The sequence below is a fragment of the Pseudalkalibacillus sp. Hm43 genome, from assembly GCF_054170705.1.
In genome coordinates this window covers 3701646-3715933 of record NZ_CM135129.1, presented here as the reverse complement: position 1 = coordinate 3715933, position 14288 = coordinate 3701646, and the positions used below count along the sequence as shown (strand labels likewise).

General features: G+C 42.8%; 17 protein-coding genes. 8 read left to right on the top strand and 9 right to left on the bottom strand.

Going from position 1 to position 14288, the window contains the following annotated elements; genetic code table 11:
• Positions 1-118: 118 nt before the first annotated feature.
• The 8 genes from ACXQIQ_RS19260 to ACXQIQ_RS19225 are packed head-to-tail and all read right to left on the bottom strand — an operon-like array spanning position 119 to position 5132.
• A complete protein-coding gene (locus tag ACXQIQ_RS19260) occupies positions 119-868 on the bottom strand; it encodes a class I SAM-dependent DNA methyltransferase (protein WP_439300778.1) in 750 nt (249 codons plus the stop codon).
• A gap of 13 nt (positions 869-881) precedes the next feature.
• On the bottom strand, positions 882-1235 hold the full coding sequence (gene rsfS, locus ACXQIQ_RS19255) for a ribosome silencing factor (protein ID WP_439300779.1): 354 nt from the start codon (positions 1233-1235) through the stop codon (positions 882-884).
• 2 nt (positions 1236-1237) lie between these two features.
• On the bottom strand, positions 1238-1807 hold the full coding sequence (gene yqeK, locus ACXQIQ_RS19250) for a bis(5'-nucleosyl)-tetraphosphatase (symmetrical) YqeK (protein WP_439300780.1): 570 nt from the start codon (positions 1805-1807) through the stop codon (positions 1238-1240).
• Positions 1776-2375 (bottom strand): nicotinate-nucleotide adenylyltransferase, encoded by a 600-nt coding sequence (locus ACXQIQ_RS19245; protein ID WP_439300781.1) that lies wholly within the window; start codon positions 2373-2375, stop codon positions 1776-1778. The genes yqeK and ACXQIQ_RS19245 overlap by 32 nt, the downstream gene beginning before the upstream one ends.
• A gap of 6 nt (positions 2376-2381) precedes the next feature.
• The gene (yhbY, locus tag ACXQIQ_RS19240; protein ID WP_226546544.1) at positions 2382-2675 is read right to left on the bottom strand and encodes a ribosome assembly RNA-binding protein YhbY; all 294 of its coding nucleotides are present in this window, start codon (positions 2673-2675) and stop codon (positions 2382-2384) included.
• Positions 2669-3520 (bottom strand): shikimate dehydrogenase, encoded by an 852-nt coding sequence (aroE, locus tag ACXQIQ_RS19235; protein WP_439300782.1) that lies wholly within the window; start codon positions 3518-3520, stop codon positions 2669-2671. The genes yhbY and aroE overlap by 7 nt, the downstream gene beginning before the upstream one ends.
• The gene (gene yqeH, locus ACXQIQ_RS19230; protein WP_439300783.1) at positions 3507-4613 is read right to left on the bottom strand and encodes a ribosome biogenesis GTPase YqeH; all 1107 of its coding nucleotides are present in this window, start codon (positions 4611-4613) and stop codon (positions 3507-3509) included. Before yqeH ends, aroE begins: the two co-directional genes overlap by 14 nt.
• Before the next feature lie 3 nt (positions 4614-4616).
• Entirely contained in the window at positions 4617-5132 is a 516-nt protein-coding gene (locus tag ACXQIQ_RS19225; RefSeq protein ID WP_439300784.1) for a YqeG family HAD IIIA-type phosphatase, read from the bottom strand.
• A gap of 496 nt (positions 5133-5628) precedes the next feature.
• Between ACXQIQ_RS19225 and sda the strand changes: the two genes are divergently transcribed.
• The 8 genes from sda to pssA all read left to right on the top strand — a co-directional run bounded on the left by sda (position 5629) and on the right by pssA (position 12010).
• Positions 5629-5772, top strand: coding sequence for a sporulation histidine kinase inhibitor Sda (gene sda / locus ACXQIQ_RS19220; RefSeq protein WP_439300785.1), 144 nt, complete (start codon positions 5629-5631; stop codon positions 5770-5772).
• A 266-nt stretch (positions 5773-6038) separates the two neighbouring features.
• On the top strand, positions 6039-8381 hold the full coding sequence (locus ACXQIQ_RS19215) for a Na+/H+ antiporter subunit A (protein ID WP_439300786.1): 2343 nt from the start codon (positions 6039-6041) through the stop codon (positions 8379-8381).
• Positions 8381-8719, top strand: a complete 339-nt coding sequence (locus tag ACXQIQ_RS19210; protein ID WP_439300787.1) for a Na(+)/H(+) antiporter subunit C — start codon at positions 8381-8383, stop codon at positions 8717-8719. The genes ACXQIQ_RS19215 and ACXQIQ_RS19210 overlap by 1 nt, the downstream gene beginning before the upstream one ends.
• The gene (locus ACXQIQ_RS19205; protein ID WP_439300788.1) at positions 8712-10190 is read left to right on the top strand and encodes a Na+/H+ antiporter subunit D; all 1479 of its coding nucleotides are present in this window, start codon (positions 8712-8714) and stop codon (positions 10188-10190) included. The genes ACXQIQ_RS19210 and ACXQIQ_RS19205 overlap by 8 nt, the downstream gene beginning before the upstream one ends.
• 6 nt (positions 10191-10196) lie before the next feature.
• On the top strand, positions 10197-10673 hold the full coding sequence (locus ACXQIQ_RS19200; RefSeq protein WP_439300789.1) for a Na+/H+ antiporter subunit E: 477 nt from the start codon (positions 10197-10199) through the stop codon (positions 10671-10673).
• On the top strand, positions 10670-10960 hold the full coding sequence (locus tag ACXQIQ_RS19195; RefSeq protein WP_439300790.1) for a Na(+)/H(+) antiporter subunit F1: 291 nt from the start codon (positions 10670-10672) through the stop codon (positions 10958-10960). The genes ACXQIQ_RS19200 and ACXQIQ_RS19195 overlap by 4 nt, the downstream gene beginning before the upstream one ends.
• A complete protein-coding gene (mnhG, locus tag ACXQIQ_RS19190; RefSeq protein WP_226546554.1) occupies positions 10941-11285 on the top strand; it encodes a monovalent cation/H(+) antiporter subunit G in 345 nt (114 codons plus the stop codon). The genes ACXQIQ_RS19195 and mnhG overlap by 20 nt, the downstream gene beginning before the upstream one ends.
• 185 nt (positions 11286-11470) lie before the next feature.
• Positions 11471-12010 carry a CDP-diacylglycerol--serine O-phosphatidyltransferase gene (gene pssA, locus ACXQIQ_RS19185; protein WP_439300791.1) on the top strand — a complete coding sequence of 180 codons (540 nt, stop codon included), beginning with the start codon at positions 11471-11473 and terminating at the stop codon, positions 12008-12010.
• Between the two features lie 62 nt (positions 12011-12072).
• On the opposite strand, the gene ACXQIQ_RS19180 is transcribed toward pssA, so the two are convergent.
• A complete protein-coding gene (locus ACXQIQ_RS19180) occupies positions 12073-13854 on the bottom strand; it encodes a M3 family oligoendopeptidase (protein WP_439300792.1) in 1782 nt (593 codons plus the stop codon).
• Between the last annotated feature and the right edge of the window lie 434 nt (positions 13855-14288).

Sequence of the window (14288 nt, the reverse complement as noted above, 5' to 3'; positions counted from 1 at the left end):
TAAAACGCAGCCTTGAATTTCTAAAACAGTGAGTCGAATTTACAAAATCCCTCATCATTTTTCCAAAACAAAGTGGTGATTTTACAAAACCAACCCCTGGTTTTCTAAAATGAACGGATCATCCAACCTTCTTCGCAACGAAAAACAGCCGTTCAGACGTCTCTGATGGCTCCCGATCTGAAAAATCGGACGTAATTTGCACCAATTCGAACCCAGAATCGGCTAAAAGTCGCTCATATGTATCCTGAGAGAACGTTTGTTGATAGTGCGTTTCATCATATCGTTTATAGAGGTCATCCCCAGCTCGGACAAAGAACGTAAGGTCATGATAGACACTTCCCTCTTCCTCCCCAGGGTGACATTCCCAAATATAGCTGATGTCATCACGGTTCAGAGTGAAGGTTTCGCCCTGGAAGATTTCCTCCATTTTATAGAGAGTATGGACGTCGAATAACAGCAGTCCTTCTTCTTTCAATGCGGAATGCACATGCATGAAGGCAGACCTCACATCATCATATGTCCTCAGATAATTAAGGGAGTCACAGAAAATCAAAGCCGCATCCATTGCTGAGAACCCTTCCAACTCTCTCATATCTTGTTGATAGAATGGGATCGACAGCCCTTGTTTCTCTGACTTCTCTTGAGCGACCATGAGCATCTCTTCTGAAAGATCGACTCCATGGACCTCAAACCCTTCTGTTTTCAAACGAGTAGATATTTCACCCGTTCCACAACCGATATCAAGGACGCGATTCGTGTCCTCCGTACCGAAACGTTCGACTGCCTGATTGAAAAAATGCATCCACATATCATAAGGCGCATCTTCCATCAGCCGATCGTATAGTCCTGCGAATTGTTGATAAGTCATGGTCACACTCCAGTTACGTAAGCATTGATGCAACGTTCAAAGTCGGGGCATCTCCCCATAATTTTTCAAGGTTGTAGTACGAACGGTCTTCCCGATGGAAGACATGGACGATGACATCCCCAAGATCGATGAGCACCCATCTTGATTGGTCCAAGCCTTCCAATCGTTTGACGTCAAACCCGCTTTCTTGTGCTTGATCTTTCAATTCACGTGCAATCGCTTCTACTTGTTTCTCTGAATTCCCGTGACAGATCATGAAATAATCTGCTACTAGGGAAATACCTTGGACATCTAGGACGACAATGTCCTCTGCTCTTTTATCATCTGCAGCTTTTACCGATAATTGAACCAATTCGTTTGCTGTCATTCTCATTTTCCTCCTTGTTGACTGACGATATCATTATATGTGTGCAATGTGTCCGGATAGACGAGCTGATTACGTCTCATTAAGAAAGTAATCGTATTCATGATCGCTTGCTTGACCGCCTCGTCCAAATCTTTTTCTGCCGTTTCACGGACTTCTTCTACGCCCGGAAAATGTCTGCCAGGTTCGATGTAATCCGCAAGGAAAATCACCTTTTCAAGCAACGACATGTCGATTCGGCCGGAAGTATGTGTACGGATGGCTTCGAGAATCTCTTCATCGTCGATTCCGACTTCTTTTTTCACGAGATAGGCACCTACGGGGGCATGCCATAACTCTGATCCATAATGAAGAAGGTCTTCTCCTAGATTTTGCTCAAGGATGAGCGACTTCATCTCTTCTTTCGGCCGAAATTTCGCATAGTCATGGAAAATCGCTGCAAGTCTCGCCTTTTCAACATCGGCACCAAAGCGTTCTGCCAACTCGACAGCAGTGTCCATGACACCGATCGTGTGTTGATACCTGTGGTCCGTCAATTGCGCTTTAACGATTTTCAGTGCTTCTTCCTGCCTCATAAAGACCATTCACCTCAATATATTTCCTTACTTCTTCTGATACATAGTACTTCGTATTCTCCCCTCCCGCAAACCGGTTTCTCAACATGGTAGATGAAATACCGATCAACGGGGTTTCAATGGTCAGAATCCTGTCCATATAGGGGCTTTCAAACTCATAGCCAGGTCGCTTCACACCGATGAACGTCACCATCTCCATCAATTGTTCTATCCGGTCCCACGTATGGAGAGAATCAACCATATCCCCGCCTATGATGAAGTAGAATCGGGCATCCGCATGGTCCTCTTTCAACTGCTGGATGGTGTCGACTGTGTAAGAAGGCCCTTTCCGTTCAAACTCGATTTCGGTTACTTCGAATCCCTCGCAACGTGCGATCATCTCTCGAACCATGGCAATACGATGCTCTCCATGTGTGACCTCCCTGTTTTTGTGAGGAGGTGTCGCACTTGGCATGAACCAGATTTCATCCAGGTTGCACTGGAACTTAGCCTCGGTTGCCATAATCAGATGTCCGATGTGAGGTGGATCGAACGTGCCGCCTAGAATGCCGATTTTCTTCGTATCCATTTGATGTTACGAAGGCAGCTCGATCGTTTTTTTCTCAGTAGATTCCTTGTACAACACGATGATGTTTCCGATGATCTGGACAAGCTCTGCACCTGTGTTGTGAGTGATGTTTTCAGCTACCGTCTCTTTATCTTCCTCACAATTTTGAAGTACGCTGACTTTGATCAATTCACGTGCTTCCAACGCATCTTTCAGTTGTTGGTACATATTTTCGTTCGTACCACCTTTTCCAACTTGAAAAATAGGATCAAGGTGATGAGCTTTCGAACGCAAAAAGCGTTTCTGCTTTCCTGTTAGCATGTTGGTTTCCCTCCAAGTTTTTGATGTATGATTTCTTCCATTAGATCGATGTCTGGTTCTTTTCCTGTCCACTGTTCGAATGCCAGTGCTGCTTGATGGACGAACATCGGCACGCCATTCTGAACTGCACACCCTTTTTCCAATCCTATTCGTAAAAATTCTGTCATAAGCGGGTTGTAGATGATATCAACTAACGTAGATTTCGAGCTCACTGAACTCAAATCAATCGGCATAGCTCCTTCATTGGGATACATCCCAATCGGAGTCGTATTGATGATGATATCATACTCGGTAAGGCGTTGTTCTGCAGCTGAGATCGAAAGGGCAACGCCTCCGCTTTCCTCTAAAATATCTTTCGCCTTGGAAACGGTTCGGTTGGCGATGGCAATGTTCGGGACACCTTTCATGATCAGTGTTTTCACGATAGCACGGGCAGCCCCACCTGCTCCAAGAACAAGTACTGCTGCATCCCTTAAGTTTCCTTGGTGAAAATCACTTAGGCCCCGATAAAAACCAGGTCCGTCGGTGTTGTAGCCTTTCAAACGTTTCCCGTGTACTTCTACAGTGTTCACAGCACCGATCGCTCTTGCATAAGGATCGATTTCATCCAAAAGGTCCATGATTCGAAGCTTGTGCGGAATCGTAACATTGAACCCTTTACAGCCGGCCTCTACCAGCCGCTCCACTTGTTTCTCCAGTTCCACTTGGGGTACATGGATCGCTTCATAACGGGCTTCCATTCCTAACTGTTGAAGACAAGCATTATGGATCGCAGGGGACATCGATTGTTCGATCGGGTCACCTATGACTGCATAAAACGGTGCGTTTACCTTAGATAAGCGCATTACGGATGTAAACCCCTACTCCCTTTGGTGCATAGGCCGTCACTTTCGTTCCTGCTTCCGATACAGTGACCCAGCCTAATCCAGAGAAAACGATATCCATCTTGTCTTCTTTGATGGAAAATTCATGTTTCACGAGAGGAGGGAGGTTGTCCTTATGTTCAGAATCTGGTGGACTCAACAGTTCACCTAACTGATTCTCGTAAAGATCATCTGCTTTTTCAAGTTTCGTACGATGAATCGGTAGTTCGTTTGAAAGATAACAGATGAAGGATTGCTTATCACCAGATACGAAATCGAAACGGGATAGACCACCAAAGAACAATGTCTGTCCTTCGTTCAATTGATAGATTTTCGGTTTGATTTCTTTCTTAGGTGTCACTTTCTTCAGATCTTTCTTATCTATATAGTGTGCAACTTGATGATGATTAATGATACCAGGCGTATCAAACAGAGAACTAGAATCATCCAATGGAATCTCGATCAGATCAAGCGTTGTCCCTGGATAATGGGAAGTCGTAATCAGAGAGGACGTTTCCTCGCTGAATTCACGAATCAACTGATTAATGAACGTCGATTTTCCGACATTAGTGGCACCGACGATATAGACATCCCTACCCTGGCGATGCTGTTCAATCGTCTCTGCGACTTCCTTTATATGGAGCCGTTTCTCTGCACTCATCAACTCTACATCGATCGGTTTGACTCCAAGCTGACTCGCCTCATACTTCATCCAATGTTTGATCTTGTTCGGCTTCACCGATTTCGGTAAGACGTCCAGTTTGTTCCCGACAAGCAAGATCGGATTCTTTCCTACAAAACGGTGAATACCGGGTAGCCAGCTACCACTGAAATCAAAAATGTCTACAATCTTCACAATGAGTGCATCCTGTGAACCGATTCCAGACAAAATTTTTCGGTAATCGTCGTCTGTCAATGCGACATCCTGTACCTCATTATAATGTTTCAAACGGAAACACCGTTGGCAAATGACGGAATCCCGTTCCAATGCCGACGGAGGAGCATAACCAAGCTCCCCTTTGTCTTCTGTTTGAATGGTTACTCCACAACCTTCACAATAAATCTGATTATCCAACAATCATTCCTCCCAATTAATTAACCCTTTACGTTTGAACCACTCGAGCACATGTCGTTCCATGTACCGATTCAATTTGGTAGCAAGTCCATCGTTCTTTGCGACCGGAACCACCAATATGGTATGTAAACCGAGGCGATTCCCTCCTAATACATCTGTAAAAATCTGATCTCCGACGACGACAACTTCTTCATTCTTCAGATCCATATTTTTTGCTGCACGCTTGAATGCTTTTGTCATCGGCTTTCTTGCACGAAAAATAAAAGGAATGTTCAAAGGGTATGAAAAACTTCTTACCCTTTCTTCGTTATTATTCGATACGATCGTCACTTGTAATCCTTTTTCTTTCAGCATGGCGAACCATTTGATCAGTTCAGGTGTCGCCTCAGGTCGATCCCATTCGACCAATGTATTATCCAGATCCGTAATGATGCCTTTGATACCTCTATCCAACAATTCATTGGCGTCTATGTCATAAATTGATGGGACATGTTCATTTGGCAATAATCGTTTTAACAACCAAAACACCTCATTATACAATCTTCTTCAATCCTCATTATTGTACCAATAATTAAGGGCTGAACAATGATTTTTATCCATTCGTATTTAAAGAAGTATTGAGCGAAAACTTTGAATTGTTCGTAAAAAAACATAAAAACTTTTCGACAATATTCGATTGCATCCAAAATGTGGATAACTTTACTCACAAAATACACACCGAAAAACAACTAATTATTTACTTTATAAACAATTTACCCACAAGTTATCCACTTTTTCATGTGGATAATAGAACGATTGTTCCTTATTTTAATTCGTGGTAAGCTAGGTTTACATCATAACATAATAGCTTATGTGAAGCGCTTTATAAATATGAAAGATAGATTTATATAATGTTAAAACCTCATCGATCCTCTTCATAAAATTATTTTTGAACTCTTACATTTCTTTTCTTAACTTTTACAAATGAATGATTTCTGAAAACGTCTGGAGGTGCGAAGGCCATTCGGCTATAACTATGGAAAATTTATCTGATGAGCTATTGATTGAATCCTATCACAAAGCCAAGGAATTGAAACTGAGCAATGAATTCATCACGTTGATCAAACAAGAGATTGACCGTCGCCACTTATCTACCAAATTGATCACGACTCATTTGTAATCGAACCGACCCGCCGTTGGTTCTTTTTTTTTGCTATTTTCTAAAACAACGTTTTTTTGGTTTCTACCATCATGATGCAAATTAGCTGTTAAAGTTGCCGATATAGGCGATAATAGCAGTAAGGAGTTTCAAGTAAATTAAACAATTTGTGAATTTTAAGGTCTTTTGACGTTAAAAAGTTGATAAGGGAAACTTTTTTTGATTACAATGATAATGGTCTACTTACATAATAGGTTACGGAAAACTCGATAGGAGGATAATTCATAATGTTACAGTTTGCAGTCCTTGCTCCCTTTTTAACGGCATTACTTGTGCCGTTTTTCTTTCGATACATACGGCAGGTGCACACCGGCTGGTTCGTGCTGCCCGTCCCTTTCCTACTGTTCATCTACTTTTTGAGTCAGATGGGTACAGTATCTGAAGGGGACAATATATTGACCGTAGTAGAATGGGTACCATCCCTCGGAATGAATTTCAGTTTTTACCTGGATGGATTAAGCCTATTGTTCTCCATGTTAATCAGTGGAATTGGTACTCTTGTAACTTTGTATTCCATTTTTTATCTGAATAAAAACGAAAAGTTGAACAATTTCTATGTATTTCTCTTCATTTTCATGGGTGCGATGCTGGGAGTCGTCCTCTCTGATAATGTATATGCGCTTTACCTGTTCTGGGAATTGACGAGTCTTTCCTCATTCCTTCTGATCGGATATTGGTATGATCGTGAAGCATCCCGTTACGGTGCACTCAAATCCATGATCATTACGGTATTAGGTGGCCTTGCTATGCTGGGTGGATTCATCCTCCTTTCTTATGTAGCTGGGTCGACGAGCATCCGAGAAATCATCGGTGCAACTGATGTTGTTCTGGAAAGTCCGTATTTCGTTGCCATCCTATTGTTGATTTTATTGGGTGCGTTTACGAAATCCGCCCAATTCCCGTTCCATATCTGGTTGCCGGATGCGATGGAAGCACCGACGCCTGTCAGTGCCTTCCTCCACTCCGCCACAATGGTAAAAGCAGGGATCTACCTGACAGCACGTCTCTTCCTGATTTTCGGAGGGACTGATCTTTTCTTCTTACTCGTCACTGGATTTGGATTACTCACATTATGCTGGGGATCCTACATGGCGGTTCGTCAGACCGACTTGAAAGCGATCTTAGCGTTCTCTACGATCAGTCAGCTCGGTATGATTATGTCCATGCTCGGTTTCGGTACGAAAGCGGCCATATTTGCGGCGATTTTCCATATTTTCAACCATGCTACTTTTAAAGGAAGTCTGTTCATGGTTGCCGGTATCGTAGACCATGAAACCGGTACGAGAGATATTCGTAAACTCGGAGGACTCATGACATTGATGCCGATTTCTGCCACACTGGCTTTCTTTGGTGCCTTTTCGATGGCTGGCGTTCCATTACCGGTGTTCAACGGGTTCCTAAGTAAAGAAATGTTCTTTGAAACGTCATTGCATATCGAATCGACTTCAGCGTTTGTATCCGCACTAACACCGATTATTCCGGTCCTTGCGGTACTCGGTAGTATTTTTACATTCGTCTACTCGATGTATTTCTTCTTCCAAACATTCGCAGGGAATACGAAGGGCGATCTTCCGGTGAAGCCGCATGAAGCACCACTAGGCATGCTGCTCTCTCCGATCGTACTGATTCTTTTCGTTGTTGTCGTCGGATTGTTACCTAACCTGATCAATCATCCAATTTTGACACCTGCTACAGCAGCAGTGTTTGGAGAAGCACCTGAGAAACACCTGAAATTCTGGCACGGATTCGAACCGCAGTTGTTCATGTCTCTTGCAGTCGTCGCTCTCGGTACACTCTTCTACTTGACGATGAAAAAGTGGAAAGTGATCTACAACTGGCTGCCTGGACGAATGAGTGCGAACAAAGTGTATGATTTCATCTACAATACACAGTTCAAAATCGCTGAAAAGACAACCAACACCTATATGACAGGTTCGATCCGTCATTATGTGATGTATATTTTGATTTTCTTAGTCGGAGCTACAGGTGTCACATTGTATGTGACAGATGGATTCGTCATTTCAACCGATGATCTCGCTCCAATTTCCTGGCCGGAAATCGCAGTTGCGGTCGTCATGGCAATTGCTGCGTTTGCCACCATTGTTATGAAAAACCGTATTGCAGCCATTCTCGTCTTAGGTGTCGTCGGTTTTGGATTATCACTCTTGTTCGTGTTCTTCCGAGCACCTGACCTTGCATTGACGCAGTTGATCGTCGAAACAGTGACAGTCGCTCTGTTCTTACTCTGCTTCTATCATTTACCGAAGCTCGATACAGAAAAGCAATCACCAGGTGCAAGAACGTTGAATATGATCATTTCAGCTTCAGTCGGGATATTGGTTACATTGGTCGCCATCGCTTCTCATAGTTCTAAGAAGTTTGAAACGATATCGCATTACTTCATAGAAGAATCCCACCACCTCGGTGGCGGTGATAATGTGGTCAACGTCATCCTGGTTGATATGCGTGGACTGGATACCTTGTTTGAAATTACAGTACTCGGGTTGGCTGCATTAGGCATTTACGCAATGATTCGACTCCGAAAAGAAGAAGAGGAGCTGGATTCATAATGGAATTAATCATGTCCGTACTCGCCGGCTTGTTGTTTACTGCTGGTGTTTACTTACTACTACAAAGACAAGTTCTGAAAATCGTTTTCGGTACAGCTCTTCTCTCCCATGGAGCTCACCTTCTCATTTTGACAATGGGGAAGTTGAATAGAGGGCAACCACCGATATTGGAAAAAGGGATCGAACATTACGCAGATCCCTTACCTCAGGCACTGATTTTGACATCGATCGTCATCAGTTTCGGGGTAACATCATTTTTACTCGTTCTCGCATATCGAGCGTACAAAACGAACAAGACAGACAACATGGAGCAATTGAGGGGATCTGATCATGACTAATTTAATTACATTACCGATACTGATACCGCTCATCGCTGGAACCATGTTCATCTTTTGGAGAAAGAAACTGCCCTTCGTTCGAGTGGGTACTCAGATCATTACAATCATCAATTTAATCGTAACAGCCGTTATCACCTTTCTCGTCATCCAGAATGGGCCGATCATTTTAGAAACGGGAGGTTGGGTAGCTCCTTACGGAATCATCTTGGTAGGAGATGCCTTATCCTTATCCCTCTTGTTGACGACAAACGTCATTGCTGTGGCAGCTGCTTTCTATGCGCCTTTTTCACTTGATAGAGGACGTGAAGAACATTATTTTTATACATTCTTCTTGATCTTGATCGGAGGCGTGAGTGGCGCATTCTTGACCGGGGATATCTTCAACTTGTTCGTATTCTTCGAAGTGTTGTTGATGGCTTCCTATGGAATGATCGTGCTCGGTGGAACGAGACAACAGCTACGAGAATCAATCAAGTACGTGTTGCTGAACTTGTTCTCTTCCATCCTGTTCGTAACGACTGTCAGCTTCCTATACTCTGTCACGGGAACTGTTAACATGGCTCAGCTTTCTGAGCGTGTCGGTCAAGTCAATCAGGAAGGCATTCTGACAACAATTGCGATTCTGTTCTTTGTCGTATTTGCAACAAAAGGGGCACTGTTCCCTCTTTACTTTTGGATGCCACATGCTTATGCGAAACCGCCAGCGGTCATTTCAGCTCTATTTGGGGCACTATTGACGAAAGTCGGTATTTACTCAATCTTACGAGTATTCACTTTGATTTTTAATGGGAATATAGACTATACACATACCTTCTTCATTACATTAGCTGGGTTTACATTGATCTTTGGCGTAATCGGTGCGATGTCCACGAATAACATCAAATTGATCATTGCCTACAACATCATCCCAGCGATCGGATTCATGATTATGGGTATCGGGATTTTCACAGATGTGTCATTAGCTGGTTCCGTCTATTACTTAGTGCACGATATGATCATCAAGGGAGCATTGTTCTTGCTTGTCGGAGCCATTGCAATTGTAGCTGGAACTTCAGATTTACGTAAAATCAGTGGATTGATCAAGAACTATCCTTTACTAGGATGGCTGTTCTTCATCGCAACGGTTACGTTAGCCGGATTACCTCCATTCAGTGGGTTTATCGGCAAACTGCTCTTATTGAAAGGGGCATTTGAAAACGGTCATTATGTCATTGCTGCAATCGGGTTGATCACTAGCTTATTAATCTTGGTTTCTGTCATGCGAATCTTCATCAACGGTTTCTGGGGAGTCAGCATGGAGCTGCCAAAGGAAAAACGATCGATTAAACCACTCTATCTTCCGATTACGTTCCTTCTGATCTTTTCAGTTGTACTCGGGATCGGTGCAGAATGGTTCTTACCACATATCCAACAAATCGGCGTCGACCTGATGAATCCATCGGTCTATGTTGACGCAGTATTAAAGGAGTAGTTCGATATGGCTTTTCAACTTTTGATCAACCTTGCAATTGGACTCATCTGGATGTTTTTAACTGAAACTTATACGTTCGTCACTTTTTTAGTCGGATTTATCATCGGAGTGTTCTTGCTTTTCTTATTGAACAGATTCATTCCAGATACGTTCTATTTTCGATATATTTTGGCGATCTGGAAGCTGGTCCTCTTGTTTGCGAAGGAACTTTTGATCGCAAACATTGATGTATTGAAAATGGTGTACAAACCGAAGATGGATATGCAGCCTGGTATCATCGCACTTCCTACAGATTTGCGATCGAATTGGGAAATTACACTTCTAGCGAATCTTATCACCCTTACACCAGGTACACTATCCGTCGATGTATCAGCAGACAACAATTTCATTTATATCCATGCGATGGATTTGCCGGATGTTGATGAGACGATCAATCAGATCAAAGGGACATTCGAGAAAGCAATAAAGGATGTGACACGATGAGCATACTTCTACACAACGTCATTTGGCTTTGCATGATCGTCAATGCGATTTCCATTATCATGCTGCTCTATCGTGCAATCAAAGGACCTTCAAATCCAGACCGCGCAGTTGCCATCGATACAATCGGGATCAACTTGATTTCAATGACCGGATTGGTCGCAATCCAGTTGAATACAACCCGCTTAAATGATGTAATCTTGTTAATCGGTATTTTGACGTTCATCGCAACGGTAGCCATTGCGAAATTCTTAGAAAAGGGTGTTATCATTGACCGAAGTCGTGATTAGTGTCCTATTGCTGATGGGTACATTTTTCGTATTCTCTAGCTCACTAGGCATACTACGTTTTCCAGATGTCTATTCTCGCCTGCACGCTGCGACCAAGAGTGCGACTCTAGGTGTCTCAGGCGTCATGCTTGCTGCTTTTCTCTATTTTTTATTCAAAGAGAACATGGTAAGCGGAAAGTTGATTTTGGGAATCCTGTTCGTGTTATTGACGGCTCCGGTCAGTGGTCACATGATATCGCGCTCCGCCTATCGAACCGGCGTCCCGCTCTCTGATCGGACGATCAAAGACGAACTTGAAAAGAGATATAAAGACGAAACCTCTTAATTTAAAATGTGAAGAGACTGATGGAGCATTCCATCAGTCTTTTAATATGTAATGATTATTGTAAGGAATTTGTAAATACAGTCTTCCTTAAATCATTATTGTGACATATAATAGTTTTAATCATCTATATGTATAAGAAATTGGCTTTTTCAGATGAAAAAACCAATAAGGAGTGACAATTGCATATGTATTTTCTAGAACGGGTTGACCACACTGTCAGACGGATGAAGAGTCAAGCCGCTAATGCGATGACATTGTTGAATTTGACACTAGGTGCAATCGCAATCGTTTGTATTTTGAAAGGTCAGTTGGAATTGAGTTTTTGGTTCATTTTCTTATGTGCCCTCTTTGATCGCTTTGATGGCATGATTGCAAGGAAGCTTCAAATTGAATCGGAATTCGGTAAACAACTTGATTCATTATGTGATCTGATATCATTCGGAGTTGCGCCAGCCTTTTTGATTTACCAGGGTGTATTGTTCGAATTCGGAATACCAGGCCTTGTCTTTATTATTCTTTATATCATTTGTGGTGCGATTCGACTTGCTCGATTCAACATCACGGAATTCAACGGCCATTTTACAGGAGTCCCGATTACGATTGCAGGTTGTCTGTTAGCCATGTCCTTTCTGACGATCAACTTATTCCCTGATTATGTATTCATGTTTCTCGTACTCATCCTTTCATTCTTAATGATCAGTAATATCAGTATCCAAAAACGTTAGCTTATGTAAAAAAGACCCCGGAAGGCATCCAACAGCCTCTCGGGGTCTTTATGTGTTTCTGCTTATTTCGTCAGTTTCAAGAACTCTTCAACGTCTTCCACTGCCAACTGGATCGCTCGTGTCCAGAACTGTGGTTTTGTAAGATCTTCACCGAGATGTTTCTCAGCCAATTCTTCAACAGACATCGTTCCAGTATCTTGAAGCAATGCAATGTATTTCTCTTCAAATGCTGCTCCTTGTTCTTTTGCAATCGCGTAGATTCCCGCACTGAACAAATAACCGAACGTGTATGGGAAGTTATAGAACGGAACATCCGTAATGTAGAAGTGAAGCTTAGAAGCCCAGAAATGTGGGTGGTATTCACCAAGCGCGTCATTATATGCCTCACGTTGTGCTTCTTCCATCAATGCTTTCAAACGATCTACAGACACAAGACCTTTTGAGCGCTCTTCATAGAAACGAGTTTCAAATAGGAAACGCGCATGGATGTTCATGAAGAAAGCAACGGAACGCTGAATTTTATCCTCTAATAAAACCAGGCGTTCTTCTTCTGTCTTTGCCGTTTCCACTGCTGCATCAGAAACGAGCATTTCAGCATAAGTGGAAGCTGTTTCTGCAACGTTCATCGCGTAATTCTGATTCAAGTATGGAAGTTCATCCATGACATGTTGATGGTATGCGTGCCCAAGCTCATGCGCTAACGTTGAAACGTTGCTCGGCGTGCCGGAGAATGTCATGAAGATACGTGTTTCTTGTGCATTCGGGAAGCTTGTGCAGAATCCACCAGGACGTTTTCCAGAGCGATCCTCTGCTTCAATCCAAGACTTTTCAAACGCTTGACGAGAGAACTCGCTCATTTTCGGATTGTATTGTTTGAACTGCTCAATAATGAAGTTGGCTGCTTCATCATAGGATACGTTTGATTCCGTCTTGCCAACCGGAGCATCAACGTCAGTCCATCCCAGTTTTTCAAGGTTCAACATTTCCGCTTTTCGGTTGAGATATTTTACAAAAGTATCTTTGTGATCCGTGATGACCTTCCACATCGTATCCAGTGTTTCTTGAGACATACGATTGATTTTGAGCGGTTCCTTCAGCACTGATTCCCAGTTGCGGTGTTCATACGTGCTTAAACGGAATCCTGCGAGATGATTCAGTGCTTCCGCACAGAAATCTTCTTGCTCGGCCCATGCATTTTGATACGCTTCAAAAGCGCGTTCACGAACTTCTTTACTTTGGCTGGATAGCTTGTTGTCCAATTGTCCGACAGAAAGCTCTTTCACTTCACCATCTTCTTCAAATGGAATGCTCATTTTACCAACGACTAGGTCATAAAGGTTGGACCAGGCATGATAGCCGTCTACCGCAAGATCGTTGATGAGTGATTCCTGATTGAAGCTGAGCTTCTCGACTGCATTCTGGCGTCGTTCATTGAGGATGTAGGCATATTGTGCAAGACCTTCTGACTGTAACAATGCCTTCCATTCTTCATCGGATACTTGTTTCAATTTCTCATCGAATTGAGTCCAAAGGGAATGATATTTTGCACCGATGGAATCGAGCTTACCTCTGATTGCGACAGCTTCCTTGTCTTTCACATCCTGTGCGACAAGACAGCCGACATAAGCACTGCTCTCATGAAGGCGAGAGGAAAGAGCGCTTAACTCTTCAACAACCTCACTCAGTTGAGTAGGATTGGTTGGGTCGCATTGTTTTATGCTGCTTTTCAATTCCACCACTTTCGTTTCGATGGATGATATGTATGCTTGGAGTTCTTCAGAGGAACTTCCACCTGCAAAAATGTTTTCTAAATTCCATTGCTGTGATAATTGGGCTAGTTTCATGTTTATCCTCCCTAATATGTAATACCTCCATTATAAGGAAAATTCTAAAAATAAAAAAGAGATTATACCTGGTAAATTTGTTCCCCTTTAAATAGCACATTGAGAGTTCTGGAGTAATATGGTGATTTCTTCGAAATTCACTCCCTTTCCGCGGGCGAACCGCGAGCCTCCGCGCTCACCTGCAAATGTAGTTTTTAGAATCTAGTAGTTCGCTGTGGGGTCTCGCCTGGCTCGCTATTCCCGCAGGAGTGTCGTGAATTGTCTTAAGAAATCACCAAGAATTAAAATTACGTAAAAGGATAAAACAACTGATTTATTCCATAAAGGAAAAACTGACCCGTATTGGTCATCCCGGGTCAGCCCTATCCTTAGTCGAATGCGCATGCGTACATGAAATAGATGAGCATGATAATGAGTGTTAAATTGAAAATGAT

Excerpts from the sequence above, each read along its gene's own strand:
- ACXQIQ_RS19180 (WP_439300792.1), bottom strand. The coding sequence starts at position 13,854 with ATGAAACTAGCCCAATTATCACAGCAATGGAATTTAGAAAACATTTTT.
- ACXQIQ_RS19200 (WP_439300789.1), top strand. The coding sequence starts at position 10,197 with ATGGCTTTTCAACTTTTGATCAACCTTGCAATTGGACTCATCTGGATG.
- ACXQIQ_RS19245 (WP_439300781.1), bottom strand. The coding sequence starts at position 2,375 with ATGGATACGAAGAAAATCGGCATTCTAGGCGGCACGTTCGATCCACCT.
- aroE (WP_439300782.1), bottom strand. The coding sequence starts at position 3,520 with ATGCGCTTATCTAAGGTAAACGCACCGTTTTATGCAGTCATAGGTGAC.
- ACXQIQ_RS19210 (WP_439300787.1), top strand. The coding sequence starts at position 8,381 with ATGGAATTAATCATGTCCGTACTCGCCGGCTTGTTGTTTACTGCTGGT.
- yqeK (WP_439300780.1), bottom strand. The coding sequence starts at position 1,807 with ATGAGGCAGGAAGAAGCACTGAAAATCGTTAAAGCGCAATTGACGGAC.
- rsfS (WP_439300779.1), bottom strand. The coding sequence starts at position 1,235 with ATGACAGCAAACGAATTGGTTCAATTATCGGTAAAAGCTGCAGATGAT.
- pssA (WP_439300791.1), top strand. The coding sequence starts at position 11,471 with ATGTATTTTCTAGAACGGGTTGACCACACTGTCAGACGGATGAAGAGT.
- ACXQIQ_RS19195 (WP_439300790.1), top strand. The coding sequence starts at position 10,670 with ATGAGCATACTTCTACACAACGTCATTTGGCTTTGCATGATCGTCAAT.
- ACXQIQ_RS19215 (WP_439300786.1), top strand. The coding sequence starts at position 6,039 with ATGTTACAGTTTGCAGTCCTTGCTCCCTTTTTAACGGCATTACTTGTG.
- sda (WP_439300785.1), top strand. The coding sequence starts at position 5,629 with ATGGAAAATTTATCTGATGAGCTATTGATTGAATCCTATCACAAAGCC.
- yhbY (WP_226546544.1), bottom strand. The coding sequence starts at position 2,675 with ATGCTAACAGGAAAGCAGAAACGCTTTTTGCGTTCGAAAGCTCATCAC.
- ACXQIQ_RS19260 (WP_439300778.1), bottom strand. The coding sequence starts at position 868 with ATGACTTATCAACAATTCGCAGGACTATACGATCGGCTGATGGAAGAT.
- ACXQIQ_RS19205 (WP_439300788.1), top strand. The coding sequence starts at position 8,712 with ATGACTAATTTAATTACATTACCGATACTGATACCGCTCATCGCTGGA.